Source organism: Labilibaculum antarcticum (genome assembly GCF_002356295.1).
Taxonomy (GTDB): domain Bacteria; phylum Bacteroidota; class Bacteroidia; order Bacteroidales; family Marinifilaceae; genus Labilibaculum; species Labilibaculum antarcticum.
The window spans coordinates 4,651,106-4,676,190 of sequence record NZ_AP018042.1 but is presented as its reverse complement, the minus strand read 5'-3'; the positions used below and the strand labels follow the sequence as shown (position 1 = coordinate 4,676,190).

The 25,085-nt window shown below is 38.2% G+C and carries 23 protein-coding genes; 16 read left to right on the top strand and 7 right to left on the bottom strand.

Features of this window, described 5'->3' with window-relative positions; genetic code table 11:
• Positions 1-87: 87 nt before the first annotated feature.
• The 5 genes from ALGA_RS18680 to ALGA_RS18660 all read right to left on the bottom strand — a co-directional run bounded on the left by ALGA_RS18680 (position 88) and on the right by ALGA_RS18660 (position 5,816).
• Positions 88-1,905, bottom strand: a complete 1,818-nt coding sequence (locus ALGA_RS18680; protein ID WP_096431813.1) for a bifunctional phosphoribosylanthranilate isomerase/tryptophan synthase subunit beta — start codon at positions 1,903-1,905, stop codon at positions 88-90.
• A 68-nt stretch (positions 1,906-1,973) separates the two neighbouring features.
• A complete protein-coding gene (trpC, locus tag ALGA_RS18675; RefSeq protein WP_096431811.1) occupies positions 1,974-2,765 on the bottom strand; it encodes an indole-3-glycerol phosphate synthase TrpC in 792 nt (263 codons plus the stop codon).
• The gene (gene trpD / locus ALGA_RS18670; RefSeq protein ID WP_096431809.1) at positions 2,762-3,760 is read right to left on the bottom strand and encodes an anthranilate phosphoribosyltransferase; all 999 of its coding nucleotides are present in this window, start codon (positions 3,758-3,760) and stop codon (positions 2,762-2,764) included. Before trpD ends, trpC begins: the two co-directional genes overlap by 4 nt.
• Before the next feature lie 82 nt (positions 3,761-3,842).
• Complete coding sequence (locus ALGA_RS18665) at positions 3,843-4,412, bottom strand: anthranilate synthase component II (RefSeq protein ID WP_096431807.1); 570 nt, start codon at positions 4,410-4,412, stop codon at positions 3,843-3,845.
• 3 nt (positions 4,413-4,415) lie between these two features.
• Complete coding sequence (locus ALGA_RS18660; protein ID WP_096431806.1) at positions 4,416-5,816, bottom strand: anthranilate synthase component I family protein; 1,401 nt, start codon at positions 5,814-5,816, stop codon at positions 4,416-4,418.
• 938 nt (positions 5,817-6,754) lie between these two features.
• Here ALGA_RS18660 and ALGA_RS18655 point away from each other — a divergent pair.
• The 8 genes from ALGA_RS18655 to ALGA_RS18620 all read left to right on the top strand — a co-directional run bounded on the left by ALGA_RS18655 (position 6,755) and on the right by ALGA_RS18620 (position 15,164).
• On the top strand, positions 6,755-7,909 hold the full coding sequence (locus ALGA_RS18655; protein ID WP_096431805.1) for a pyridoxal phosphate-dependent aminotransferase: 1,155 nt from the start codon (positions 6,755-6,757) through the stop codon (positions 7,907-7,909).
• Positions 7,910-7,928: 19 nt separating this feature from the next.
• Positions 7,929-8,828, top strand: a complete 900-nt coding sequence (locus ALGA_RS18650) for a prephenate dehydrogenase (protein ID WP_096431803.1) — start codon at positions 7,929-7,931, stop codon at positions 8,826-8,828.
• A 186-nt stretch (positions 8,829-9,014) separates the two neighbouring features.
• Positions 9,015-10,100 (top strand): bifunctional 3-deoxy-7-phosphoheptulonate synthase/chorismate mutase type II, encoded by a 1,086-nt coding sequence (locus tag ALGA_RS18645; protein ID WP_096431801.1) that lies wholly within the window; start codon positions 9,015-9,017, stop codon positions 10,098-10,100.
• 79 nt (positions 10,101-10,179) lie between these two features.
• Complete coding sequence (gene aroB, locus ALGA_RS18640) at positions 10,180-11,214, top strand: 3-dehydroquinate synthase (RefSeq protein ID WP_096431799.1); 1,035 nt, start codon at positions 10,180-10,182, stop codon at positions 11,212-11,214.
• A gap of 20 nt (positions 11,215-11,234) precedes the next feature.
• The gene (gene aroA, locus ALGA_RS18635; RefSeq protein ID WP_096431797.1) at positions 11,235-12,512 is read left to right on the top strand and encodes a 3-phosphoshikimate 1-carboxyvinyltransferase; all 1,278 of its coding nucleotides are present in this window, start codon (positions 11,235-11,237) and stop codon (positions 12,510-12,512) included.
• Between the two features lie 53 nt (positions 12,513-12,565).
• Positions 12,566-13,030 carry a DUF523 domain-containing protein gene (locus ALGA_RS18630; RefSeq protein WP_096431795.1) on the top strand — a complete coding sequence of 155 codons (465 nt, stop codon included), beginning with the start codon at positions 12,566-12,568 and terminating at the stop codon, positions 13,028-13,030.
• 67 nt (positions 13,031-13,097) lie between these two features.
• On the top strand, positions 13,098-14,078 hold the full coding sequence (locus ALGA_RS18625; RefSeq protein ID WP_096433751.1) for a chorismate synthase: 981 nt from the start codon (positions 13,098-13,100) through the stop codon (positions 14,076-14,078).
• 159 nt (positions 14,079-14,237) lie between these two features.
• On the top strand, positions 14,238-15,164 hold the full coding sequence (locus tag ALGA_RS18620) for a CsgG/HfaB family protein (protein ID WP_096431793.1): 927 nt from the start codon (positions 14,238-14,240) through the stop codon (positions 15,162-15,164).
• A gap of 546 nt (positions 15,165-15,710) precedes the next feature.
• On the opposite strand, the gene ALGA_RS23485 is transcribed toward ALGA_RS18620, so the two are convergent.
• The gene (locus tag ALGA_RS23485) at positions 15,711-15,842 is read right to left on the bottom strand and encodes a hypothetical protein (RefSeq protein ID WP_262496428.1); all 132 of its coding nucleotides are present in this window, start codon (positions 15,840-15,842) and stop codon (positions 15,711-15,713) included.
• Positions 15,843-15,850: 8 nt separating this feature from the next.
• Complete coding sequence (locus ALGA_RS18615; RefSeq protein WP_145957677.1) at positions 15,851-16,147, bottom strand: hypothetical protein; 297 nt, start codon at positions 16,145-16,147, stop codon at positions 15,851-15,853.
• 594 nt (positions 16,148-16,741) lie between these two features.
• Here ALGA_RS18615 and ALGA_RS18610 point away from each other — a divergent pair.
• From ALGA_RS18610 to ALGA_RS18575, 8 genes are all read left to right on the top strand, one after another.
• Positions 16,742-17,338: a helix-turn-helix domain-containing protein gene (locus ALGA_RS18610; protein ID WP_096431789.1), complete on the top strand. Its 597-nt coding sequence runs from the start codon at positions 16,742-16,744 to the stop codon at positions 17,336-17,338.
• 186 nt (positions 17,339-17,524) lie between these two features.
• Complete coding sequence (locus ALGA_RS18605) at positions 17,525-17,767, top strand: PqqD family protein (RefSeq protein WP_162845489.1); 243 nt, start codon at positions 17,525-17,527, stop codon at positions 17,765-17,767.
• 1 nt (position 17,768) lies between these two features.
• Positions 17,769-18,815 carry an ATP-grasp domain-containing protein gene (locus tag ALGA_RS18600; protein WP_096431785.1) on the top strand — a complete coding sequence of 349 codons (1,047 nt, stop codon included), beginning with the start codon at positions 17,769-17,771 and terminating at the stop codon, positions 18,813-18,815.
• Between the two features lie 56 nt (positions 18,816-18,871).
• On the top strand, positions 18,872-20,218 hold the full coding sequence (locus ALGA_RS18595; RefSeq protein WP_096431783.1) for an alanine racemase: 1,347 nt from the start codon (positions 18,872-18,874) through the stop codon (positions 20,216-20,218).
• Positions 20,219-20,220: 2 nt separating this feature from the next.
• Positions 20,221-22,443, top strand: coding sequence for an urea transporter (locus tag ALGA_RS18590; protein ID WP_096431781.1), 2,223 nt, complete (start codon positions 20,221-20,223; stop codon positions 22,441-22,443).
• On the top strand, positions 22,419-23,900 hold the full coding sequence (locus tag ALGA_RS18585; protein WP_096431779.1) for a tetratricopeptide repeat protein: 1,482 nt from the start codon (positions 22,419-22,421) through the stop codon (positions 23,898-23,900). Before ALGA_RS18590 ends, ALGA_RS18585 begins: the two co-directional genes overlap by 25 nt.
• The gene (locus tag ALGA_RS18580; RefSeq protein WP_197705615.1) at positions 23,888-24,544 is read left to right on the top strand and encodes a tetratricopeptide repeat protein; all 657 of its coding nucleotides are present in this window, start codon (positions 23,888-23,890) and stop codon (positions 24,542-24,544) included. Before ALGA_RS18585 ends, ALGA_RS18580 begins: the two co-directional genes overlap by 13 nt.
• A gap of 93 nt (positions 24,545-24,637) precedes the next feature.
• Positions 24,638-25,066 carry an acyl-CoA thioesterase gene (locus ALGA_RS18575; protein WP_096431777.1) on the top strand — a complete coding sequence of 143 codons (429 nt, stop codon included), beginning with the start codon at positions 24,638-24,640 and terminating at the stop codon, positions 25,064-25,066.
• Positions 25,067-25,085: the final 19 nt, after the last annotated feature.

Genomic DNA, 25,085 nt, shown 5'->3' with positions numbered 1-25,085 from the left:
CTCGTAATTTATATTTTCACCCCTCTGCCTATCGGCTCCTCGAAAGAATTTTGAGGTAAATTGTGTTTCGTTATTATTAATTCTTAATTACAAATTATTAATTTCTTTCATGTAAGTCTCCATATCCTTATCGCCTCTTCCTGAGAGATTCACGACTACCACATCATCTTTACGAAAGGTCATTTGCTCTAAGGCTGCCAAAGCATGAGCCGATTCCAGAGCGGGAATAATTCCTTCGGATTGTGCCAGCACCATGGCAGCATCCAAAGCTTCCTGATCGGTAACGGAGAGAAATTGTGCTCTGCCCGTCTCGGCCAAATGTGCGTGCAAAGGTCCTACGCCAGGGTAATCCAGCCCTGCCGAAATAGAGTAAGGTTCCGTAATCTGACCATCCTCATCGTGCATCAGCATGGTTTTGCTGCCATGAATAAAGCCAATATCGCCAATGGTAATGGTTGCGGCGGTTTCGCCACTATTAACACCCAAACCAGAAGCCTCCACAGCCACTAATTTCACATCCTCTTCGTCCAGATAGTGATAAAAAGCTCCGGCGGCATTGCTTCCACCACCTACACAAGCAATCACGTAATTAGGATTCGGGTTTCCGGTCTCTTTGGTTAGCTGCTCGCGAATTTCTTTCGATATTATAGATTGTAATCGGGTTACCATGTCTGGATAAGGATGTGGTCCAACCACCGAACCTATCAAATAGAATGAATGAGGGTTGGCAATCCAGTCTCGAATGGCTTCGTTGGTGGCATCCTTCAAAGTCTGATTTCCCGAAATAGCCGGAACAACCTTTGCGCCCAACATCTTCATTCGAGCCACATTTGGTGCCTGACGTTCTATATCCAATGCGCCCATATACACAATGCATTCCAAACCAAACAAAGCACAAACGGTAGCTGTTGCCACGCCGTGTTGCCCTGCTCCTGTTTCAGCAATGATACGGGTTTTACCCATGTATTTGGCAATTAAAATCTGCCCAACGGTATTGTTTATTTTATGTGCGCCTGTATGCGTTAAATCTTCACGTTTCAAGTAGATATTTGTTCCAAATCGTTTTGATAAATTCGCCACTTTAGTCAATGGTGTTGGCCGGCCCACGTAAGTATCCAACAATCTCTTATAATCTTTCTGAAACTTCTCCGAATTGATAATCTTCAGGTAGTTCTCACGTAATTCATCAACATTGGCACGCAACAATTCAGGAATGTAAGCACCTCCAAATTGCCCGTAGTAACCTCGTTCATTTACTGCATATTTATTATTGCTCATCTTCTTTTTTCTTACTGATTTTAAAAACTCTTCTACTAACACTACATTCTTTACTGCAGGACTTCGTTCAAATCCTGAATTCACATCCAAGCCAAATAGTTTGGAATGCTGAAAGGCTTTTACTGCTTCAACATCATCAATTCCAATTCCTCCGCTCAGGAAAAAAGGAGTTTCGCCTTTGTATTTTTTTAAGATTTCCCAATTGAACTTTTCACCGCTTCCGCCATAAGAATCTGATTTTGTATCAAATAGGAAATAATCACAAGCTTTATGATAGGCTTCCAGTCGTTCAAACTGAAAGTCCTCGTTCAACTGAAAGGCTTTAAACACCTCTATGCCAGAATCTTTTATCTGCTGACAGTCTTCCGGGCTTTCGTCTCCATGCAATTGAATTACATCGAGTTGATATTTCTTCGCCAAAGTCAGAATCTTTTCTGCAGCTTCATTCACAAAAACGCCAACTTTACGGATATGCAAAGGAATCATTTTCGTGATTTCTGCATCAAAATCGTCTCCAACGTAGCGCGCAGATTTTGAATAAAAGATAAAGCCCACATAATCCAATGGCAAAGCCATCAGCTCTTTAATATTACTTTTATCGCGAAGACCGCAGACTTTTATTTTCATTGTTTTTGATATTATATATTGTTCGCCATGGGTTCAAAAATACCATTCGGACACGCCATGGCGTGTCCCTACATTTGCAAAATGAATTGTTTGCAGGCATTGCCTGGTGAATCCTGTTTCATGAAATGCTCTCCCATTAAAAATGCCTGAAAACCATTCTCCCTCATCTTTCGCACAACCTCAGGACTATCCAGGCCACTTTCGGCTACTCGTATCATATCTTCGGGCAATTTGGCTGCCAATTGTATCGATCGATCTGTATCTACCGAAAAATCTTTCAGGTTTCGGTTGTTGATTCCCACCAAATCGACATATCGGTTCACATGTTCCAGCTCCGATTCATCGTGCAGTTCAAGCAACACTTCCATGCCCAGATCCTTTGCTATAAAGGCAAAATCCTTACAACGCTGAGGGCTCAATATGGCTGCAATCAGCAAGATCACATCGGCGCCCATGGCTTTCGATTGGTAAATCTGATAAGCATCTACTATGAATTCTTTTCGCAGCAATGGAATGCTTAGGCTTTCGCGTGCCGTACTAAAATCGACCGCTTTTGCGCCAAAAAACGCCTCATCGGTCAATACCGAAACCATAGAAGCTCCTGCTTCCTGATAAGATTTTACCACATCCTTCGGTTTTGCTGTTCCGTTAATCACTCCCTTCGAAGGCGATTGACGTTTGAATTCCGCGATCACACCCGAGGCTCCCTTCCGGGTAATCGACTCTTTTGCTGAGAAACAAGTTCGTTTGAAATTCTCCTGCTCCATCAATTGAAAAATTGGGGTTTGCTCTTTCTGAAGAGCTACTTCTGCCAATTTTTGCTGTACAATCTTGTCTAATATATTTTGCTTTGCATTCATGCCTGGTTTCCTTTTGTCAGTTTCTTCAACACCTCATACGAATTTCCCGAAAGCAAAGCTTCTTCTGCTCTGCCAATGGCATCTGCCCTGCTAATTTCAGGATGCAAACAATGAATTGCCAATCCTGCATTAATTGTAACCACCGAATTTTGAGCGTAGGTTCCTTTTCCTTTAAGGATGTCGACAAAGATTTTGCCTGCTTCCTCAACCGTTTCGCCACCATACAATTCTTCCTGATTCAATTTCCGTTTTCCAAATGCTTCCGGTTCCAACAACTCTTCCGTTCTGTTTCCAATCAACTTCACCTTTCCGGTCAACGAAACCTCATCGTAACCATCAATTCCGTGAATAATCGTATAATTTGAATCTGTTTCCTGCAGTAAATACTGATACAAACGAGCCAATTCCAAGTCAAAAACCCCAACAATCTGATTCTTTGGGCGCGATGGATTTACCAAGGGACCCAACATGTTGAAAAATGTTCTTACGCCTAAATCGCGACGAATTGGCGCTATATTTTTCATGGCTGGATTGAATAGCGGTGCATGCAAAAAACAAATGCCGGCTTTATCCAAATCTCGTTTCAAATCCTCTTCCTTATTTTTAAACTGATAGCCCAAATGCTCAATCACATTGGAAGATCCGCAAAAAGAAGAAACGCCATAATTTCCATGCTTCGTTACTTTTTCGCCAGCGCCGGCAACCACAAATGAAGCTAAGGTTGAAATGTTAAAAGTGTTCTTTCCATCCCCGCCAGTTCCGCACAAATCAACGCCATTGTATTCCGATAGGTCAACAGGAATGCACAATTCAAGAAGAGCTTCTCTAAATCCTGTTAATTCCTCAACGGTAATGCTTCGCATCATAAATACGGTTAAGAAGGAAGTAATTTGAAATTCGTTAAAATTCCCTTTTGTAATCCGAATCAAAACCTCTTTCGCTTCCTCTTTTTTTAAGGTTTTGTGTTCGAACAAATGGTGTAATATATTGCGCATTTTATCTATTTTATCCTAATTTAATTTAGCTAACAGCATTCAGTTTTCTAATACTTGAAGCTTGTTACTTGAAACTTGTAACTTAATTATTCAGCCAATTCTCAATCATTTTCAATCCATTAGGAGTCAGAACCGACTCGGGATGAAATTGAACACCTTGCACGTCATATTCCTTGTGTCTAATTCCCATGATTTGTCCTTCTGCATCTTCACAGGTAACAATCAAACAATCAGGCAAATTCTCTTTCGTTACATTCCAAGAATGATATCTTCCTGCAGTAAACTCCTGATCGATTCCCTGCAAAACCCCTTTGTCATCATCAGTTCGGAAAACCGAAGTAGCCACACCATGATATACTTTATCCAAATTCTCAATGCTTCCGCCAAAAACCTCAGCAATTGCCTGTTCTCCCAGGCAAACACCTAATATCGATTTAGTGGCTGCGTATTCGCGAATCACATCTTTTAAAATGCCTGCTTCATCAGGAATTCCCGGTCCCGGAGATAGTAAGATCTTATCGAACTTAGCGATCTCTTTCAAATCAATCTCCCGGTTTCTGTGCACTTCAATATCATTTGCACCCAAATTCCGTAAATATTCCACCAAATTATAGGTGAAGGAGTCGTAATTATCTAAAACTAAAATCTTCATATCCTATATAGTTTGTGCCAGTTCCATTGCTTTTCGCAAGGCAGCTAATTTGTTACTTACTTCTTTTAATTCATTCTCCTCTATGGATTTATCAACAACACCGGCTCCAGCCTGAAAGTACAAATGATTGTCCTTGCTCATAAAACTTCGGATCATGATTGCCTGATTTACTTCACCGTTAAATCCTAGAGAACCGATGCAACCACCATAAAAACCCCTTGCCGTTGGCTCGTATTCGTCAATCAACTGCATAGCGCGGTATTTAGGAGCTCCCGATAAGGTTCCTGCAGGAAATGTGTCTCCCATTAACTGAAAGGGGTTGTAATCATCGGGAAGTTCACCTGAAACCTTGGATACCAAGTGAATTACATGAGAAAAGTACTGCACCTCACAAAAGGTTTCTACTTTAATATTTTGTGCATCGCGACTCAAATCATTTCTGGCCAAATCAACTAGCATCACATGTTCAGCCTGTTCTTTTTCATCCTTCAGCAACTCTTTGGCCAGTTCGGCATCTTTCACGGCATCACCGGTTCTTCTGAATGTGCCTGCAATTGGGTGAATGTATGCCTTTTTGTTTTTAATTTCAATCTGCGCCTCAGGCGATGATCCCATGATCCGGAACGATCCGTAATCGAAATAAAACAAGTAAGGCGATGGATTAACTGATCGCAAAGCGCGGTACAAATTAAAATCATCACCTTTATAAGCATGTGAAAACTGACGGGAAAGAACAATTTGAAATACATCACCTCTTTTACAATGTTTCTTACCCTGTGTCACCATATTTAGATAGGTTTCATCGTCCATATTCGATTGCTCCTCACCTTCCAAAGAAAATGTAAAAGCCGGCAGATTTCTATTCCTTAATAAATCAGAAACTTCGCGTATTCTCGAATCATCTCCATTTTTAACCAATTCAATGATCTTCAATGTATTGTTGAAATGATTCACTTCAATGATAAACCGATAAAGCGAATAACACATCTGAGGAATCCCCGATTGCTTCTTTTCCAAATTAAAATCCAAGTCTTCGAAATAAGGAACCGCATCAAAAGTCGTGTAACCAAAAAGTGCATTTGCCTTTGGCACATTTTCCTTTCCTTCTAGGTCAAACTGTCCAACAAAGTCTTTCAACTTTCCCGAAACAAATCGTTTGCCTTTGCCTCTTGCATCACAAACTTCTTTTTTGCCTTCAATCTCTTCAATCAATCGTCCATCTTTTAGGGTAATGCTGGCAATTGGTTCCAAGGCAATAAAAGAACTGGCATTTTCCGGGCTGTGGTAATCCGAACTTTCCAATAATATTGCACCAGGAAATCGATCTCTCAATTTCAGATACATACTTACCGGAGTAATTACATCGGCAAGTAATTCTTTTTTTAGGTATTTAAACTTTATCATTTGGCTGGTAGTTAAATTCGATTCAAAAAAAAACGGCCTACTGAGTATCAGTAGGCCGTTTGCTTTGTTCTTATATTTTAGGAACTAATTTTTGCACATACGGGGGTCACCTCTGCTCTGGTTTTGAGAGTTCATAGCTATGCCACCACCAATATTTGTTAATCATTCCAATCATATTCTTTTTTTCTTCCTACAAATCTAATTAATAATTTACCAAATTTCCAAATCTTAATTTATGAATTATCCAACGCCCAAAGAAAATAAATCTCGCTTTTCCTTTTAAACAAAGGCTTACAGCCAATATTATTTTTTCGTAAATTTATTATAAATTCTTATCGCAATCCAACTCCTCACACACACACCCCCACTTATTACAGGGGTGTCTTCTCAAAAAAACATATTGTATAAACAAACACCCCTTTTTGCACATACATAGCAAAAAATATTTATTTTATATTTTCCTCCCAAACAAGCTACACCTACCGTTTTCACTACAACTACAGCCCATCGTCCACATCTTCTCAAACGTTATCATTCTGAGGCCTCAGTAATTTAGATTTGCAGTATAAGAAATAATTCATACATTTGGACAGACAACAAGTAAACAATTGATTATTTAAGATGAAAACATTCGGTACTTACTTTTATTATTTCTGGTATTTCTATTATCCACAACGGTAAGAGCAAGAATTGATATGTAACGAATCAAACAGATACATTTAAAGGTCTTGCGCAACATGCAAGACCTTTTTTTATACAACAAAACAAGATGAACAGTACAGGATTGGCATTTCGATATTATTATTTTTATTTCTGGTACAACAACGACCGGGCGGGATGCCTTATACCTAATTTTAAATAAAAAGTATAGAAAATATCCTGCTCCTACCGAGCGGGATATTTTTTTATATATAACCAAGATTTTAACCACAAGAACAATGATTCAACCAGCAAATAGAACCCAAGGAGTTAAAGAGTACTATTTCTCAGTAAAACTAAAAGAGATAGCTAAACTAAACGAAGGTGCAGTAAAAGTTCTTAATCTGGGAATCGGTGATCCGGATATGTCACCATCAGAAGATACTTGGGAAATGCTTAAAGAAGCCTGCGCTCATCCAAAAAGCCATGGTTATCAGTCGTACGTAGGAATTCCGGCATTGCGCGAAGGATTTTCAAAATGGTACAAAACCTTTTTCAATGTAGACTTAAATCCGGACAACGAGATTTTACCCTTATTGGGATCTAAAGAAGGAGTCATGATTACTTCATTGGCTTACTTGAATGAAGGCGACGAGGTTTTAATTCCAAATCCGTCCTATCCTACTTACACATCGGTAACCAATTTATTAGGCGGTAAGATTGTTTCTTATCCCTTGGTTGAAGAAAATAATTATCATCCGGATTTTGATGCTCTTGAGAAAAGAGATTTAAGCAAAGTGAAAATCATGTGGGTTAACTATCCTCATATGCCAACCGGAGCGAGAGCAAGCAAAGAATTACTGGAAAAAATAGTTGCTTTTGGCCTAAAACACAAAATATTAATCGTTAACGATAATCCATATAGCTTTATTCTTAACGATACTCCTCTGAGCATTATGAGCATTGAAGGAGCAAAAGATTGTTGTATTGAATTAAACTCGTTGAGCAAGTCGCACAACATGCCAGGCTGGAGAGTTGGAATGATTTGTGGAAAAGCCGAAATGCTTGAGCCTGTATTAAAGGTAAAAACCAATATGGATTCGGGCATGTTTTATCCGGTTCAGCAAGCTGCGATCAAAGCACTGGCTGAAGATCAAAGCTGGTACGATTCAATCAACAAAGTATATAAAATCAGACGGGATTTGGTTTTTAAGCTGATGAATCTGATTGGATGTTCTCCGAGAGAAGATCAGGGTGGAATGTTTGTTTGGGCAGCGATCCCTAAGAAATACAAAGATGGCTACGAGCTAAGCGATAAAATTTTAAAGGAATCAAAGGTATTTATTACACCAGGTGGAATATTTGGAGATCAGGGAGATAAATACATTCGAATTTCATTGTGCAGCAGCGAGGCGGGAATTGAGGAAGCCATAGAAAGAATTAAAGAAAATTAGAACAGAAAAATTCGAAACAATGATACTATCAGTAATAGGATTGGGATTAATTGGAGGATCGATAGCTCTTGATTTGAAAAAAAGAGGATTCGTAAGCAAGGTGATTGGTGTTGAGAACAATACATTGAATGCTCATGCTGCTAAAAAACTAGGCCTTGTTGATGAAATTCAGGATTTAAAAACAGCTGTTTGTTCATCCGATCTGGTTATTCTAGCTATTCCTGTTGATGCTTGTTTGAGATTATTACCAGACATCATGAATTTAATAGATCATCAAATAGTTACCGACTTAGGTTCTACAAAAGAACAGTTAATCGAGTCGATTGCCAATCACCCAAAAAGGAATCAATTTGTTCCTGCTCACCCGATGGCTGGTACTGAATTTTCGGGACCGCAGGCAGCGCACTCGGGTTTATTTGATGGAAAATGTTCAATTATTTGTAATCCGGAAGATTCAGACAAAAAAGCAGTAAATCTGATTACAGAAATGTTCCATTGCCTGAGTATGAGATGTGTTTTTATGGATGCAGAAGTGCATGACAGACAAACGGCTTACGTTTCTCATTTATCACACATTAGTGCTTTTGCCTTATCGTTAACCGTATTGCACAAAGAAAAATCGGAGAAACACATTTTTGAGCTGGCCAGTGGTGGATTTGATTCTACTGTTCGTTTGGCAAAGAGTTCGGCCGAAATGTGGACACCAATCTTTCAGCAGAATAAGAAAAATATTGGAAAAGTGCTTCAAAAATACATCAACACCCTTCAACAATTTAAAGATTTAATTGAAGAGGATAATTTGACCGGAGTTAATGATTTAATATTTGAGGCGAACGACATCAGAAGAATTCTTGATCAGAAAGAAAAAAACGAGAAAGAAACAATAGAGAACACAGAGAAGATTAAGCACAAAGCTTAAAAAAGCGAAAAGGAAAAAAGGTAAAAGGGACAAGTGACAAGGAAAAAGGAAGAAAGGTGAAATTACAGCTCATTCCTTATAAAAGAGTTTTAGGCTAAAAACCAAGAACACATAGTTCAGAATATCATCTAAGTAAAAAACCATATTTTTAATCACTCAGAAAAGAGTAAAAAAAAACAGTATACAATGAAGAATTTGGAAATTAAGGATCTAAGCAGTTGGCCAATTGACGTTAGTACGCGCCCTCTTGTTATTGCAGGACCTTGTAGTGCTGAAACAGAGGAACAAGTGATGGAGGCTGCACGAGGAGTTAAAGCAGCGGGTATTCAAATTTTCCGTGCAGGAATCTGGAAACCACGTACCCGTCCAAATAGCTTTGAAGGAATTGGTGCAAAAGGATTAATCTGGTTGCAAAAAGTAAAAGAAGAATTCGGATTGATTACAGCTACTGAAGTAGCAAACGCCCGTCACGTTGAATTGGCTTTAGGTGCAGGAGTAGACATTTTATGGATTGGCGCAAGAACCACTGTTAATCCATTTGCTGTTCAGGAAATTGCTGATGCATTACGCGGTCATGATATTCCTGTTTTGGTGAAAAATCCAATTAATCCTGATTTGGAGCTTTGGATGGGTGCAATTGAGAGACTTCATGCAGTTGGATTAACAAGATTAGCTGCTATTCACCGTGGCTTTTCAACCTACCAAAAATTGAAATACAGAAATGATCCTCAATGGCAAATCCCTATTGAATTGAAAAGAAGAATGCCACAACTTCCTATCTTTTGTGATCCTAGTCATATTACCGGAGATCGTGACCTGCTTGATGAAGTAGCTCAAAAATCGATGGATTTGAACTACGAAGGATTAATTATTGAATCGCACTGCAAACCAGAAGAAGCCTGGAGTGATGCCAAGCAACAATTAACACCAATTGCTCTTAAAGAACTTCTAGCTAACTTGGTACTTCGTGATCCTGAAGCACCGAATGAATTGGTTGACAGCACTCTTGGTGAACTAAGACATTTAATTGATGATTTCGATCAAAAATTACTTGAGTTATTAGAGAACCGTATGCAAGTTTCCAAAACTATCGGACACTACAAAAAAGAAAACAACATCACCGTTTTGCAAAACAAACGTTGGGGAAGTATTTTGGAGAAAAGCATGGAAAATGGAAAGAAGAAAGGCTTTAGTGAGCAATTCATTAATAGCTTGTTCAAAGCGATTCACCAGGAATCCATCAACCAGCAGGAAGAAATTATGAACTCATAATATTAGTCTAAAGTAACTAGTCATTCGTATTTTGTGCGCTTGACTAGTTACTATCTACTAACATACTCAGAACTCAGAAATGAAGACCATACACATCGAAAAGCAAAACAGCAGTATTTTTGTTGGAGAATCATATCTAAATGTTAACAAATACCTGCCGGAGAAAAAATGCTTTCTAATTTGCGATGAGAACATTTACCAGCACTACTCCGAATTCATCAATCAATTCGATTATATCGTAATGGGTTGTGGCGAAGGAAACAAGAACTGGCAAACCATCGAAAAGATCATCGATCAACTGCTTGAAAGAGGTGCTGACCGAAATAGTTTTCTTTTGGGAATGGGCGGAGGTTTGGTCTCTGACGTGACTGGTTTTGTTGCTTCTATTTTTATGCGGGGACTTGAATTTGGTTTCATTAGCACATCTCTACTATCTCAGGTTGACGCTAGTGTTGGTGGAAAAAATGGAATTAATTTTGGCAAACTGAAGAACATGATTGGTATTTTCAATCCTCCAAAGTTTGTGATTTGCGATCCGGTATTGCTCCAAACCTTACCGAAACGTGAAGTTAGAAGTGGATTTGGCGAAGTAATTAAGCATGCTTTCATTAAAGATGAAGACTTGTATAACTTCCTAAATGAAAACAGTGAGGCTCTTCTGAATTTAGATCCAAATTTAATGGAAGACTTGATTTACAGAGCTGTTTCAATTAAGACTGAAGTTGTTGAAGGTGATCCTTTTGAAAAAGGTGAACGTAAGAAACTGAATTTCGGACACACCATTGGTCATGCTATTGAAAATAATTCAGATTTAACTCATGGCGAAGCTGTATCAGTTGGTATGAGTTTAGCATGCCGAATATCTCAAGAATTGTGTGAGCTAAGCGATGCTAATGTAAAACAAGTCAATGACTTATTGCGAAAATTTGAATTACCCTTGGAACATGATGTTTCTGCCGATACGATTAATCAATATCTGATAAAAGACAAAAAGAAAAATCGATCGACCATTGATTTTATTCTACTCAAAAAAATAGGAGAAGCCACAATTGTCACTCTTCCTATTGAAGAACTAAAAACCAAGGTGATTGGACTTTGTGCCAATCCTAAATAACCACATTAACACCCAAAATTATGAGAGTTCGAATCCAATCCTCAACCATTAAAGGAAGACTGACTCCCCCTTCCTCAAAAAGCATGATGCAAAGAGCTTTAGCCGCTGCAATGTTGGCCAATGGAGACTCTGTAATTCACAATCCTTGTAAATGTGAAGATGCAGATGCTGCAACAGATATCATACAACGAATGGGTTCTGTAGTCACCAAAAAGGAAAATTCGCTAGAAATAACTTCCAAAGTAAGTGAAGCTCCCAAAAGTATTCATGTTGGAGAATCCGGACTTTCGTTAAGGATGTTCTCTCCTATTGTTGCGCTAAAACCGGAAGAAATGGAAATTACGGGAACAGGCAGCATCTTAAATCGACCCGTTCAGAACATTATAGAAGGATTGGAAAATTTGGGCATTGAATGTGAAAATCCTGGCAAAGGATTCTTGCCTATTCGTATAAAAGGTGGCTACAAAAGTAATTTTGCAAAAATTGACGGATCGTTAGGATCTCAATTCCTCACAGGTCTATTAATGGCTCTGCCCTTGCGAAAAGAAGATACAACTCTCAAAGTGAGCAATTTAAAAAGCATTCCTTATATTAATATGACTCTGGATCTAATAAAACATTTCGGCATTGAAATAGAACATGAGAATTACGAGAACTTTCAAATAAAAGGAAATCAAATCTACCAGCCAACCGAATACACCATTGAAGCCGATTGGAGTTCGGCAGCTCCTCTTTTAGTTGCCGGAGCGTTGAAAGGAATTGTAACACTGGAACACATGAATCCTGATTCTTATCAGGCAGATAAAGCAATTTTGGATGCCTTGCAAAAATGCGGCGCTTCCATTGCATGGGAAGGCAACAATTTAACTGTTGAGAAAAAAGATTTAAATGCCTTTGATTTTGATGCAACACACAGCCCGGATCTTTTCCCTCCTTTGGTTGCTTTAGCGGCTCACTGTGTAGGAGAAAGCAGAATTACAGGTGTTCACAGATTAGAGCATAAGGAATGTAATCGTGGTGTCGTTCTGAAAAAGGAGTTTGCCAAATTAGGAGTTCGAATTCGCATCGAAGGTGATGAAATGATAATTCCGGGTGGTGATGTACAAGGAGGATTGGCAAAGAGTAATAATGATCATCGAATTGCCATGGCCCTTGCTGTTACCGCATTGGCCTCACCAAGTCCGATTGAAATTGGCCAGCACGAATGCGTTGCAAAATCCTACCCTGAATTCTTTACGGATTTACGAAAAATTGGTGGCGGTGTAGCACAATTCTATTTCGACAGTCAGTTTGTTTAAAAAAATAAGCTTGGTGATTGTATTACCAAGCCATTCTTACTTATATATTTAAAATGATAATAGTTAGTGCTTGTTTGGCCGGTTGTGAGTGCAGATACGATGGCAAAAGCAACGAAGTTCCTGAAATTAAAAAACTGGTGCTTGAGAACAAAGCCATAGCTCTGTGTCCTGAAGAATTAGGAGGCCTTAGTACGCCACGCATACCCTGCGAAATAGTGAAAGTCAATAATGAAGTAAAAGTAATTGGTCGCGATAAAAATGACTATACAGCCCAATTTACAAAGGGTGCCGAGATATTCACAAATGTGGCAAAAGCCTTGAATTGCAAAACGGTAATTTTAAAAGCCAACAGTCCGTCATGCGGATATGGAAAAATTTATGATGGCAGTTTTACGGGCAAATACAGAAAAGGGAACGGATTTACGGCGGAAAAACTATTTGATTTGAACATCAGTATTTTGAACGAAACCAATTTCAACGACTTCTTCAAAGAAGAAAGTGAATTGCAAAGCGATTAAAAATAATTAATTTTAATACGAATAACAGATTGTGGACATGATCTCCACATCTTATACCTCTATACAAATGAACAATTTCGGAAGAATATTTAGACTAAGCATATTTGGAGAATCGCACGGAAAAGGAGTTGGGATTACAATTGATGGATGTCCATCGGGAATTGACTTATGCGATGAAGATCTGTTAGCTGATATAAGCCGCCGAAAGGCTGGCGCAAAAGGAACAACCCCAAGAATTGAGGCAGATATGCCAAGCATATTGAGTGGAACTTTTGAGGGAAAAACCACGGGTGCCCCATTAATCATCCTGTTCCACAACAAAAATACCAAATCGAAAGACTACAGCAATCTATTAGACAGTCCGCGTCCTGGGCACGCCGATTTTGTTGCTCAGCATAAATATGGTCGACACAACGATTATACCGGAGGCGGTCATTTCTCGGGAAGAATCACCCTTGGGATAGTTGCTGCAGGTGTTGTTGCCAAGAAGATTTTAGGTGATGTAAAAATTGATGCCAAGCTAACCGAAGTTGGTGGTCAAAGTGATTTTGATGCTGCTGTTGAAGATGCATTGCTGCAACACGATTCAATTGGTGGAATTGTAGAATGCCGAGCCAATAATCTTCCTATCGGATATGGCGAACCTTTCTTTGATTCAGTAGAATCGATGATTTCACATCTTATTTTTGCGATACCTGCAACCAAAGGAATTGAATTCGGTTCGGGCTTTGCAGCAGCAAAAATGAAAGGTTCCGAACACAACGATAATTTTATTGATGCAACAGGTAAAACGGAGACCAATCATGCCGGAGGAATCAACGGAGGAATTACCAACGGAAACGAACTGGTATTCCGCGTAGCAATAAAGCCGACCTCATCGATTGGTATCAATCAGAAAACCATGAATTTTGCCAAAGGCGAAGTGGAAGATTTACTGATAGAAGGCCGACACGATGCCTGCATTGCTTTGCGGGTTCCGGTAATTATTGAGGCAGCAACTGCAATTGCATTGGCTGACTTAAAATTGCTCGATAAGGCCAGAAGATAAACAGCTCTTTACTAAAAATACAAACCCCACAAGGATAATCTCTTTGTGGGTTTTTCTTTGTTCATTTTTCGCACAGATAACATTTCATCACACAAATGTTTTTTCGTAACTTATTCACTACAACATACTTTACGGATATTAATTAAACTTAAACCTAAAATGAGAAATTACGGAAATTTGTTACGGATTTGTGGGTATTTCGTCTTGTTCTGTTTTTTAGCAACAAAAATATCTGCTCAGGAACCACAAATAAAAAAGAGAATTGCTGTTTTTGTATTCGAAGATAAAACAGACAAAAGCTGGAGGTGGTGGAACAACAAAGGAGTTGGTGATGGAGTTAGTGATATGCTGACAACGGCTCTTGTAAAATCAGGAAACTATAGAGTGATTGAACGAGCCGAAATTGATCGGATTCTTAACGAACAGGATTTTGGACAAAGCGGACGGGTTACACAACAAAGTGCTGCCCAGATGGGAAGTGTTTTGGGTGTTGAAATTGCGGTAATAGGATCTGTATCGGAGTTTGGATACAAAAAAGGAGAAACCGGAGGTGCCATAAGAGGATTGGGAGTTGGTGTATCCAATCAATCGGCAACAGTTGGTGTTGACGTTCGCATGGTGAATACCACGACCGGAGAAATTGTAACAGCCGAAAATGTACGGAAACAAAAATCAGCCAAAGGACTAAAATTAAGAACCAACAAACTCAATTTTAAAGATCGAAAAGACTTTGATGAATCCCTTGTTGGAAAAGCAGCACGGGAAGCCATTGAAGATATCGTTTCGATGATTGATAACAATGCCAACAACATTGAATGGCAGGCAAAAGTAATTACAGAAAAGGCTGGTGTGGTCTTTATTAACTCAGGAGATGCCGATGGCTTAAAAATTGGGGATGTATTATCCGTTTACAGCAAAGGAGAAGATTTAATTGATCCCGACACGGGAATTTCATTGGGTAGCGTAGACTCAAAAATAGGTGAAATTAAAATTACAGATTCCAGCATCGGTAATGGGAAAGCATCGAAATGTTCAATTGTTAAAGGCACAGGCTTCGCAAAAGGCAATTTTGTTCGTTTAAAATAGACGAATACAATATTTTTAAAGAATACCACTGAGAACACAAAGTGACGCAGAGAAGAAAAACGAATAAGAAAAATCTGTAAAGCTCAGTTTACTCTGTGGTTAGGTGTTTTTTTGCTTGCCTCTCACGAATACCTCATCTAATCACAAATACAGTATTCTAAAAGAATACCACAGAGAACACAAAGTGACACGGAAAAGAAAAACGAACAAGAAAAATCTGTGAAGCTCAGTGTACTCAGTGGTTATTTTTTTGTTTGCCACTAGATGAAGAATAAACAATGGATTATTTTACCCCAAGTTTTGCTGTGGCAGAATGTATTTAGAGTGGAGTACTTTACCCCAAACCCCTAAAGGGGCTTAAAAGAGTAGTCGATTCGAAAAGTCCCCTTTAGGGGTAAAAGGACAAATGCAACATTATAATACAATTTGTATTCTCTGTTTAGAATTCGATTAATTCAGGGAGAGCTTTTCTTACTGATTTAATAAGGTATTCGCTAAGGATGTGAACACAAATACATAAAAATAGAGACACTACCAGAGCGATGCCTATTTTTTGATACCGCAGCCCTCATCACACAAAACTGATGACTCAATTTTTATGCCGATGAAGCTTTCGCGCGAGAGCGATGCCAATTTTTTGATGCCGGAACCCTCTTCGCTCCATGCAGATTCTTCCATTTTTATGGCTAAAGACCCTTCGCATTACTTCGAAACAGTTTTCCTGATAAAAAACAAGCCTTCGCAAAGGTAAAAACCTCCTTTTTTATGCCGGGGAAGCCTTCGCTCCAAAGCGAATTAGCTTTCATGATAAAAAAATAGCCTTCGCTCCCTGCGAATGACTCCCTTTTTATGCCGGGGAAGCCTCCGCTCCAAAGCGAAACGAGCATAATCATCATGAAAAGCCTATAAACATTGGCATTTCCCAATTCAGGCAAAAAAATATACTCTTCGCTGATGAGGCATGCCTTTTCCTCCACCACCAATTCTTCTTCATCTTATTTTAATGAAACTAAATTATACAAACAAGAAAAATCTTTGAACCTCAGTGTACTCTGCGGTTAGGTGTTTTTTTGCTTGCCTCTCACGAATACCTCATCTAAACACAAAATAGTATTTCAAAAGATTTACCACAGAGAACACAAAGTGACACAGAGAAGAAAAACAAACAAGAAAACTCTGTGAACCTCAGTGCACTCAGTGGTGATATTTTTTGTTTGCCTCTCACGAATACCTCATCTAATCACAAATACAGTATTTCGAAAGAATACCACAGAGAACACAAAGTGACACAGAGAAGAAAAACGAACAAGAAAACTCTGTGAACCTCAGTGCACTCAGTGGTGATATTTTTTGTGCTTTTCTCTCACTAATACCGATTATATAAATTTGTGGGCGCTATCCTCCACCTTGCTCAACATAGCTTCCTATTTATTACATCGGCATTAGAATCCGTTTTTTTCATTCGTTTAAAACAGACCAGCCTAACTTTTACAAGCTTATTTCTTTCACGAAAAATTAATTTTATTTGTATATTTAGAATAAGACTGTTAAGATCAAATGCACTGAAATAATCGCCCATGCATCAAAAAGATAACAGATTGCATACAGAGACCATCTACATTAAGAACATGGTTTGCAATTGTTGTGTGCGGATTTTGAGTATGGCCTTAGTCAAAAATGGGATTCAAGTAGATCAAATTCGATTAGGCAAAGCTGATATTAGTTACGACCCCAATCAACACAATATGGATACTATTAATTCCATTCTTCAAGAGAATGGGATGGAATTAGTAATTAGTCATGAACACAAAATAGTAGAACAAATAAAAACAGCTGTTATTGAATTGATTCATCAAATGAATAACGTGGATTCTATTGTCCAAAAATCGGAATATTTGGTAGGCAAACTTGGATTAAGCTATCAGCAATTATCCAAAATATTTTCCCGCCACGAGTCCATTACTTTGGAACGTTTTATTATTCTAAATAAAATAGAACGTATTAAAGAACTAATTGATCAGGACGAATTCACGCTCAGTGAGATTGCTTTCATGATGGATTATAGTAGTGTGCAATACCTATCCAGCCAATTTCATAAAATTACGGGTTTGTCTGTAAGTGAGTACAAAAGAAACCCTGAGAATCACAAAAATCCATTGCACTCCCTGTATTAATTACTCCAGATACCCTTTCCTAACTTAGCAAAACCAAATATTATAACTTATTCACCGAATATTGTAATATTTACTACCTGATACTTTCTTAACTTTTTATTGATATTTAAAGGCTTACTGTGCTTTATCTTACGAATACCCGAAAAGCACATGAACCTGCAAAAACCAAGCATTAATTCCGATATCATGAAGTTAAAAAGAAACATAGCCATCAGTGAAAACGGATTTTTATTTAATCCGGAAACGGGAGACTCCTTTATCGTTAATCCTATTGCAAAAGAAATATTGAACTATCTGGAAGCAGGATACGACAACGAAAAGATTAACCAATTAATACTCGATCGATATGAAGTCGATCTGGTAACTCTTGAAAAAAACATGGAAGATTTCTTTACAATGCTCCAACACAACGAATTACTTGACAGATAAAATGGAGAAACCAAAATTTAATATCGCTGTAACAGGATTAAACAATACTGATAATCCGGGACCTGGAATACCTGTTATTCGAGGTTTAAAAGAGAGCAAGGATTTTGACGTAAGAATAATTGGTCTGGCTTACGAGAATCTGGAGCCAGGAATCTATATGCGCGATTTGGTCGACAAAACCTATCAAATTCCCTACCCATCATCAGGAAAGGAAGCCGTACTTGAAAGAATTGAGTACATCAATTCCAAAGAAAACCTCGATTTCATCATTCCCAATCTGGATGCTGAGTTATACACCTTTATTCAATCGAAGGAAAAACTTGAGAAAATGGGCATTCGGACATTCCTGCCTAGCATGCAGCAGTTTGAGGAACGACACAAGGCGAACCTTAACGAATACGGAGATAAATATGGTATTAAAGTTCCTTTTAGTAAGTCGATTACAAACCGAAGAGACATTGAAGAACTGAAAGAGGATTTTGAATATCCTTTGCTCGTGAAAGGTAAATTTTACGATGCCTATTTGGCCTATACTCCTGAGCAGGTGAATACTCATTTTAACAAAATCTCAGCAAAATGGGGACTTCCGGTTATCATTCAGGAATTTATCAGAGGTACTGAGGTGAATGTTATTGCTCTGGGCGATGGTCATGGAAATACTGTTGGTGCAGTGCCCATGCGAAAACAATACATTACTGATAAAGGAAAGGCTTGGGGAGGAATTACCATTCAGGACAATAAAATGCTTGATTTAACCAAGAGTTTAATCAAACAAACCAAGTGGCGAGGAGGAATGGAATTGGAACTGATAAAAACCAATCAGAATGAATATTTCCTGATCGAAATCAATCCTAGAATTCCGGCATGGGTTTATTTGGCTGTTGCCGCCGGACAAAATCTTCCTGAAGCAATGATTAAACTGGCATTCGGGATGGATGTTCCAAATTATTCTGAGTACGAAGTCGGAAAAATGTTTATCCGATATTCTTACGACTTAATTGGAGATATCGCACAATTCGGAAGCTTATCGGTTACCGGAGAAATGTAAAAATTCAGCGTGAAGCTACACAATTATAAAAACTTGAAAACCTAACAACCTGTCAGATGAAGAAATTGGATTACGAAAGGCCGATACTCAATAAAGTAAATGCTGGTATGCCCGACAAATTCGGAATGAAGACTAAAACAGCAACGCTTAGCCATATTGAAGAACATTCCGTTACTGATATATTAAAGGAATATGGTTCACCTGTGTATGTAATTTCGGAGCCTTGTATTCGGAAAACATATCGAACTGCTTACAAAGCATTTTCCACACGATACCCGCGAGTGCAATTTGCCTGGTCATACAAAACCAACTATATGAATGCCGTTTGTAAAATATTTCATTCCGAAGGAGCATGGGCTGAAGTAGTTTCGGGTTTTGAATACTCCAAAGCCATTGAAAACGGCATCTCCGGAGATCAAATCATATTTAATGGCCCCGAAAAATCAAAAGAAGATTTAGAAAGAGCAATTACCGATGGAGCCATGATTCATTTAGACGGTTTGGATGAATTCTATTTTCTGGGCGAATTGGCTGAAAAGCTAAATAAAAAAGCAAATGTTGCAATACGCATCAATTTAAATGCGGGTATCTATCCACAATGGGATCGTTTTGGTTTCAACCTTGAAAACGGGGAAGCCTGGCATGCGATAAATCGCATTATGCTACACGACAACATGGAATTAGTTGGTCTGCATACCCATATGGGAACCTACATAACAGCAGTTAGCGCTTACGCGATCGCTGCGAGTAAATTGGCAGATATGGCTGTTCGTTTGCAGCGAAAATTTAATCACAGTATAAAATACCTCGATTTGGGTGGAGGATTTGCGACAAGAAATACTCTGAAGGGTGCCTACCTTCCGGGATCTGACACCTGTCCTTCTTTCGATGATTATGCCGAAGCTCTCACATCCGCTCTTTTGGGAAGTGAATTGCCTCCCGACAAATTGCCTCTTTTAATACTGGAAACAGGTAGGGCTTTGATTGATGAATCCGGTTATGCATTAGGAAGTGTATTGGCAAACAAGCGTTTGGTTGATGGTCGTAGAGCTACGGTTATTGATATTGGAGTAAATATGTTATTCACTGCCTTTTGGTACGAACATGAGGTTATGCCTACGAAATTAAATTCGGAGCAAACAGAGAACACAACAATTTATGGTCCTTTGTGCATGAACATTGATATAATTCGCGAAGCCATTCAATTTCCTTTGCTTCAAAAAGGTGATGCTATTGTAATTCCAAGAATTGGAGCTTACAACATGACCCAATGGATGCAATTCATAAAACTTCGTCCACCCGTTTTGTTAATTGATGAAGACAGAAAAATACACCTTATCCGTAAAAAAGAAAGCTTTCAAGAATTTAATGCCCAGGAAAATGTCCCTGAACATCTTAAATAATAATGAAAGAGCTTAAACAAAACATACTATTTTTTGGAGAAGCAACTCTAAACAGCTACGCTCAGGTATTTTTCTCACGAAACAAAGCCTTTGCGGTATTGCTTTTGGTGGTTAGTTTTTTCGATCCGTGGGCCGGAACAGCAGGTCTGATTTCCATTTTAACAGCAAACTTAGTTGCTTTCAAAATGGGCTTCTCAACCTATTACATTAAAGATGGAAGCTATGGATTTAACAGTCTTTTAGTAGGCCTTGGCATCGGCTTATATTTTCAGCCTGGACTCGAAATAACTGTTTTGGTGATTCTGTCATCCATTCTCACCTTATTCATCTGTTTATTTTTGCAAGGAGTGTTCACAAAATATGCCCTGCCCTTTTTAAGCGTTCCTTTTCTGCTGGGAATCTGGATGATTATGCTCGCAAGCAGCGACTTAACTTCATTAGGGATTAGTGAAAGAGGCATTTACGAAGCCAATGAAATGTTCAGCCTCGGTGGTTTAAAATTGGTAAATGTATACCATTTCATACAAAATTGGGAGTTGCATGAATCGGTATCCATATTTCTGAAATCGCTGGGAGCAATTTTCTTTCAAAGCAATTGGCTGGCTGGATTATTTATCCTGATTGGATTACTTTTTTATTCCAGAATTGCCTTTACATTCGCCATTTTAGGATTCTATATTGCTTACTTTTTCTATATCCTTATCGGTGTAAATATTACCGAATTAGGCTATACTTTTATTGGCTTTAACTTTATTCTTACTTCAATTGCTCTTGGGGCTTTTTACTTAATTCCATCCCCTTATACTTATCTCTGGATTATTCTGTTATTGCCAATCGTGGTGTTAACCACACTCAGCAGTATGCATTGGTTTGCTCCTTACCGATTATCTGTTTATGCACTGCCATTTAATGTGGTAACTCTTCTTTTCCTGTACATTTTAAAATTGCGACATCAGCCCAGCGGAAGACTTCAGGAAGTGCAGGTGCAGCACAACTCACCTGAAAAGAATTTGTATTACTTCAAGAGCAATGTTCAGCGTTTGTCCTCAAATGTATTCCCTGATTTTCAACTTCCGTTTATTGGAGAATGGTCGGTAACACAAGCTCACGATGGTGAAATTACACACAAGAATGAATGGCGCCATGCCTGGGATTTTGCAATACGTAATGATCAGGATGAGCAATATAAAAACGATGGCGATTTTGTAGAAGATTACTACTGTTACAACAAAACAATATTATGTCCGGCCGATGGCGAAATTGTGAATATTTTGGATGGTATTCCTGATAATACAATTGGACAGGTAAATTTAGAACAGAATTGGGGAAATAGCTTGGTGATTCGTCACGATTACGGTTTCTACTCGCAATTAAGTCATTTTAAAGAAGGCGGTTTTAAAGTGAAAAAAGGTGATATGATCAAAAAGGGTGAGGTATTGGGCATCTGTGGAAATTCCGGCAGATCGCCCTACCCTCATCTTCATTTTCAATTTCAGGCGACACCCTATATTGGATCTGCAACATTGGATGTAACACTTCCTCATTATATTAAGCGTCAGGAAAATGATTTATGCCTACAATCGTATTCTAAGCCAAAGCAAAACGACAAACTCTTACGAGGAGAAATTCATCCTCTTCTCTCTCAAACATTTGGTTTTCAATCTGGACAAAAATTCACCTTATCGGTAGAATCAGAACTCGATTCAAAATTGTTGCTTTTAGAAAAAAACTGGGATTTTGAGGTAAAATCGGATGCAATTGGAACTACTTACATTCAATGCCTGCGAACAAATTCCAAGGCCTTTTTCTCTGTAGAAGCTAATGTATTGCAATTCCACAACTACCTTGGCAACAGACGATCGTTGCTTTACTATTTGTATCTATCCTGTTATAAAGTTTATTTGGGATATTATCAAGATCTGAATGTAAAAGCCGAAATTCCACCGAATCAGGTTTTCAATTCAAGCAAACTCTTTCTACAAGATTTCATCGCTCCCTTTTACATTTATTTAAAATCAGACTATCAATTAAAATATCAAAATAAAAAGGAAGGAATCAGTTCCGAAAAAATTGACCTCAGGTCTAAAATTGAGTGTGGCTACTCCAATAAGAAAGAGCATCTAAGCTGTGAAATAAAAATCGAAAGTAGTGCTTCGTTACAGATAAAAATTAATAGAAATGGTAAATTAATAGAAATAAAATGTGGAAACATGCAAGCATATTAATTCTGGCTATTCTTCTTGGTCTATCTGCAAACTGCCAAAAAACACTTAGTGTTGCTCAGGTAGACAAAGAAAGCTTTGCTCTGTTCCAAAAAGGGCAATGGGAACAATTGATTCTTGAAGGTGAAAAAGCCAACAAGCAAGGTATTGATTTTTACTATCTGCAATACCGTATGGCTATTGCTTACTATGAGCTGAAAAAATACAGGAAAGCGGCTAGCCTTTTTCATAAGTTATACCTGCTAAATGGCGAAGATGCCATAATCAAAGAGTATTTGTACTTCTCATATCTTTTGGGTGGTCAGGAAAAAGATGCAATCCAATTGCAAAACAAATTAGCCCAGTCTACATCGGAGAAATATGGCATCGGTAAAACAAAAGTTATTTCCAGTATTTATTCAGAAGTCAAAAATGAACTATTGGATGACTATGCAATTACTTCAGATCTATTGCAAGAACAAACAGTTCGTAAAGACTTTCTGCACTATAGCATTGGGCTAAATCATCAGTTGGGAGAAAGAGTTTCACTCTTCCATGCATTTAGTCATGTAGATGTTAAGAATTCTATTGTAAGCGAGACCTACTTATTCGACGAAGATATTACCCAAAATCAATACTACTTAAAAAGTTCTATTCAAGTAGGCACAGGAACCGAACTAGTAATCGCAGGGCATATTATGCAAACAAAAATAGACGGAAACCCTCAGACAGATATACTTACCACTGCACTTAGCCAACAAACCACATTCACAAAGGCCGGTGGAAATGGGAATGGTCCTGGTGGTGGTGGTGATGGAGGAAATGGACCCGGTGGTGGCACTGATGGTTCCGGAGATGGAAACAGTGATGGTACAGGAACAGGAAATGAAACAGGAAATGGAAACGACCCGACCAATACAGATACTGCTGATACCGAGATTATTCTATCTCCTTATCACTTCAGTCAAAATAACTTCATAGCTTATCTGGGACTTACACAGGATATTTCCAATTGGAAACTTGGTGCAGGAGTTTTATACTATAGCGGAGACGATCTTACCCGTTGGCAACAAGAACTAAAGCTAACATTTTACCCTTTAGGCAATACAAACATTAACCTATCTGTAGGTTTTAACAATCAAATAGAAGAAACAACAGATGGGAATTCCCTAAATCGAAGTTATTGGAAAACTGCTATTGCATTTCGCATAGCAAAAAATACTTGGGCTAGTGCCGGGTACACTTTTGGAGATTTATACAAGCAAGTAGAAAATCAGGGATATTCCGTTTTCAATGGCGTTAACCTTGTAAAAAACCGGAAGGAGTTTTCGATTTATCAGTATCTATTCAAAGGAAAACTAAATGTGTTCCTGATCTATCAAAATCAGAACGAAAAAAATAATTATACGATTAATGATGTGATAAATAGTCAAAACATCAACGTTCAATCAATAACCGGAGGAATCAAATGGAACTTCTAAAAAAATCAAAACGCAATATCTTTCTGATCTTATTCTTCTTTATGCTTATTGGTAATGCAATAGCTCAGGATTTTCAAACTACAGGCACTGCATTCGAAGAAAGCTACAAATATGAACGAGAAGGAGACTTTTCTAATGCCATAAATCAGCTAAAAGCAGTATATGATTCAGATTCCTATGAAATTAATTTACGTTTAGGCTGGCTCAATTATCAGGCAGGTGTGTTTAATGAATCCATTTCTCATTATCAGCGGGCAGCTAATTTAAAACCCTATGCCGAAGAAGCAAAATTTGGTTTGGTATTACCCAAAGCCGCCATTGGAAAATGGGATGAAGTTGTAAATATCTATAAAGAAATTCTTAAGGTATCCCCCAACCAAACCGTTGCCAATTACCGCTTAGGTCTTATTTTCTATGGGCGAGAAGATTTTGAAAAAGCTCATCAGCACTTTAAAAAGGTAGTGGATTTGTATCCTTTTGGATATGATGCACTTATTATGTTAGCATGGACCAATTTTAGAATGGGAAAAAGTCGTGAGGCTCTAATCTTATTTCAAAAAAGTCTTTGGTTCATGCCTAATGATCCATCAGCATTAGAAGGTCTTAAGCTCTTAGGCCAAGCACAGGAAAGCCCTTCGGAGTAAGAAAGACCATTTAATTCCTGATTCTTATTTTCGATATCAATTTATATTATGTACATTTATTCGAACAAAAATAAACATTAACAATCGAGAATAATGACAACAGATTTAATGATGATTGATATGGAAATCGGCATAAAAGCCTACGATATTGATGCAATGGGAATCGTGAGTAATATAGTATATATCAGATGGTTTGAAGATTTACGACATCTATTTTTAGAGAAGTACTTTCCGTATGAAGAAATGATAGCGACCAATATCTCCCCTATTTTAATAAAAACAGAAGTACATTATAAAGTTCCGCTAACTATTCATGATCATCCAAATGGAACATGCAGAATTAAAAATCTGGGGTCCAGCAAATGGGAAATGGATTTTGAAATAAGTTCGGGTGATATTATTCATTGCAAGGGAAAACAAGTAGGTTGCTTTTACAATTTAGAGAAGAAACGACCGTCATTAGTCCCGGAACGTCTTCTTGAAGCTTACGAAGAGGCTAAATTGCAAATGCATGACGAATAGCACCGTTAGTCAATCTTCT

Coding starts and splice junctions, on each gene's coding strand:
- ALGA_RS18610 (WP_096431789.1), top strand. CDS start 16,742: ATGCATCAAAAAGATAACAGATTGCATACAGAGACCATCTACATTAAG.
- ALGA_RS18600 (WP_096431785.1), top strand. CDS start 17,769: ATGGAGAAACCAAAATTTAATATCGCTGTAACAGGATTAAACAATACT.
- ALGA_RS18650 (WP_096431803.1), top strand. CDS start 7,929: ATGATACTATCAGTAATAGGATTGGGATTAATTGGAGGATCGATAGCT.
- aroA (WP_096431797.1), top strand. CDS start 11,235: ATGAGAGTTCGAATCCAATCCTCAACCATTAAAGGAAGACTGACTCCC.
- ALGA_RS18620 (WP_096431793.1), top strand. CDS start 14,238: ATGAGAAATTACGGAAATTTGTTACGGATTTGTGGGTATTTCGTCTTG.
- trpC (WP_096431811.1), bottom strand. CDS start 2,765: ATGAATGCAAAGCAAAATATATTAGACAAGATTGTACAGCAAAAATTG.
- ALGA_RS18580 (WP_197705615.1), top strand. CDS start 23,888: ATGGAACTTCTAAAAAAATCAAAACGCAATATCTTTCTGATCTTATTC.
- ALGA_RS18680 (WP_096431813.1), bottom strand. CDS start 1,905: ATGAAAATAAAAGTCTGCGGTCTTCGCGATAAAAGTAATATTAAAGAG.
- ALGA_RS18605 (WP_162845489.1), top strand. CDS start 17,525: ATGAAGTTAAAAAGAAACATAGCCATCAGTGAAAACGGATTTTTATTT.
- ALGA_RS18630 (WP_096431795.1), top strand. CDS start 12,566: ATGATAATAGTTAGTGCTTGTTTGGCCGGTTGTGAGTGCAGATACGAT.
- ALGA_RS18660 (WP_096431806.1), bottom strand. CDS start 5,816: ATGATAAAGTTTAAATACCTAAAAAAAGAATTACTTGCCGATGTAATT.
- ALGA_RS18590 (WP_096431781.1), top strand. CDS start 20,221: ATGAAAGAGCTTAAACAAAACATACTATTTTTTGGAGAAGCAACTCTA.
- trpD (WP_096431809.1), bottom strand. CDS start 3,760: ATGCGCAATATATTACACCATTTGTTCGAACACAAAACCTTAAAAAAA.
- ALGA_RS23485 (WP_262496428.1), bottom strand. CDS start 15,842: ATGGAAGAATCTGCATGGAGCGAAGAGGGTTCCGGCATCAAAAAATTG.
- ALGA_RS18645 (WP_096431801.1), top strand. CDS start 9,015: ATGAAGAATTTGGAAATTAAGGATCTAAGCAGTTGGCCAATTGACGTT.
- ALGA_RS18575 (WP_096431777.1), top strand. CDS start 24,638: ATGACAACAGATTTAATGATGATTGATATGGAAATCGGCATAAAAGCC.
- aroB (WP_096431799.1), top strand. CDS start 10,180: ATGAAGACCATACACATCGAAAAGCAAAACAGCAGTATTTTTGTTGGA.
- ALGA_RS18665 (WP_096431807.1), bottom strand. CDS start 4,412: ATGAAGATTTTAGTTTTAGATAATTACGACTCCTTCACCTATAATTTG.
- ALGA_RS18655 (WP_096431805.1), top strand. CDS start 6,755: ATGATTCAACCAGCAAATAGAACCCAAGGAGTTAAAGAGTACTATTTC.
- ALGA_RS18585 (WP_096431779.1), top strand. CDS start 22,419: ATGTGGAAACATGCAAGCATATTAATTCTGGCTATTCTTCTTGGTCTA.
- ALGA_RS18595 (WP_096431783.1), top strand. CDS start 18,872: ATGAAGAAATTGGATTACGAAAGGCCGATACTCAATAAAGTAAATGCT.
- ALGA_RS18625 (WP_096433751.1), top strand. CDS start 13,098: ATGAACAATTTCGGAAGAATATTTAGACTAAGCATATTTGGAGAATCG.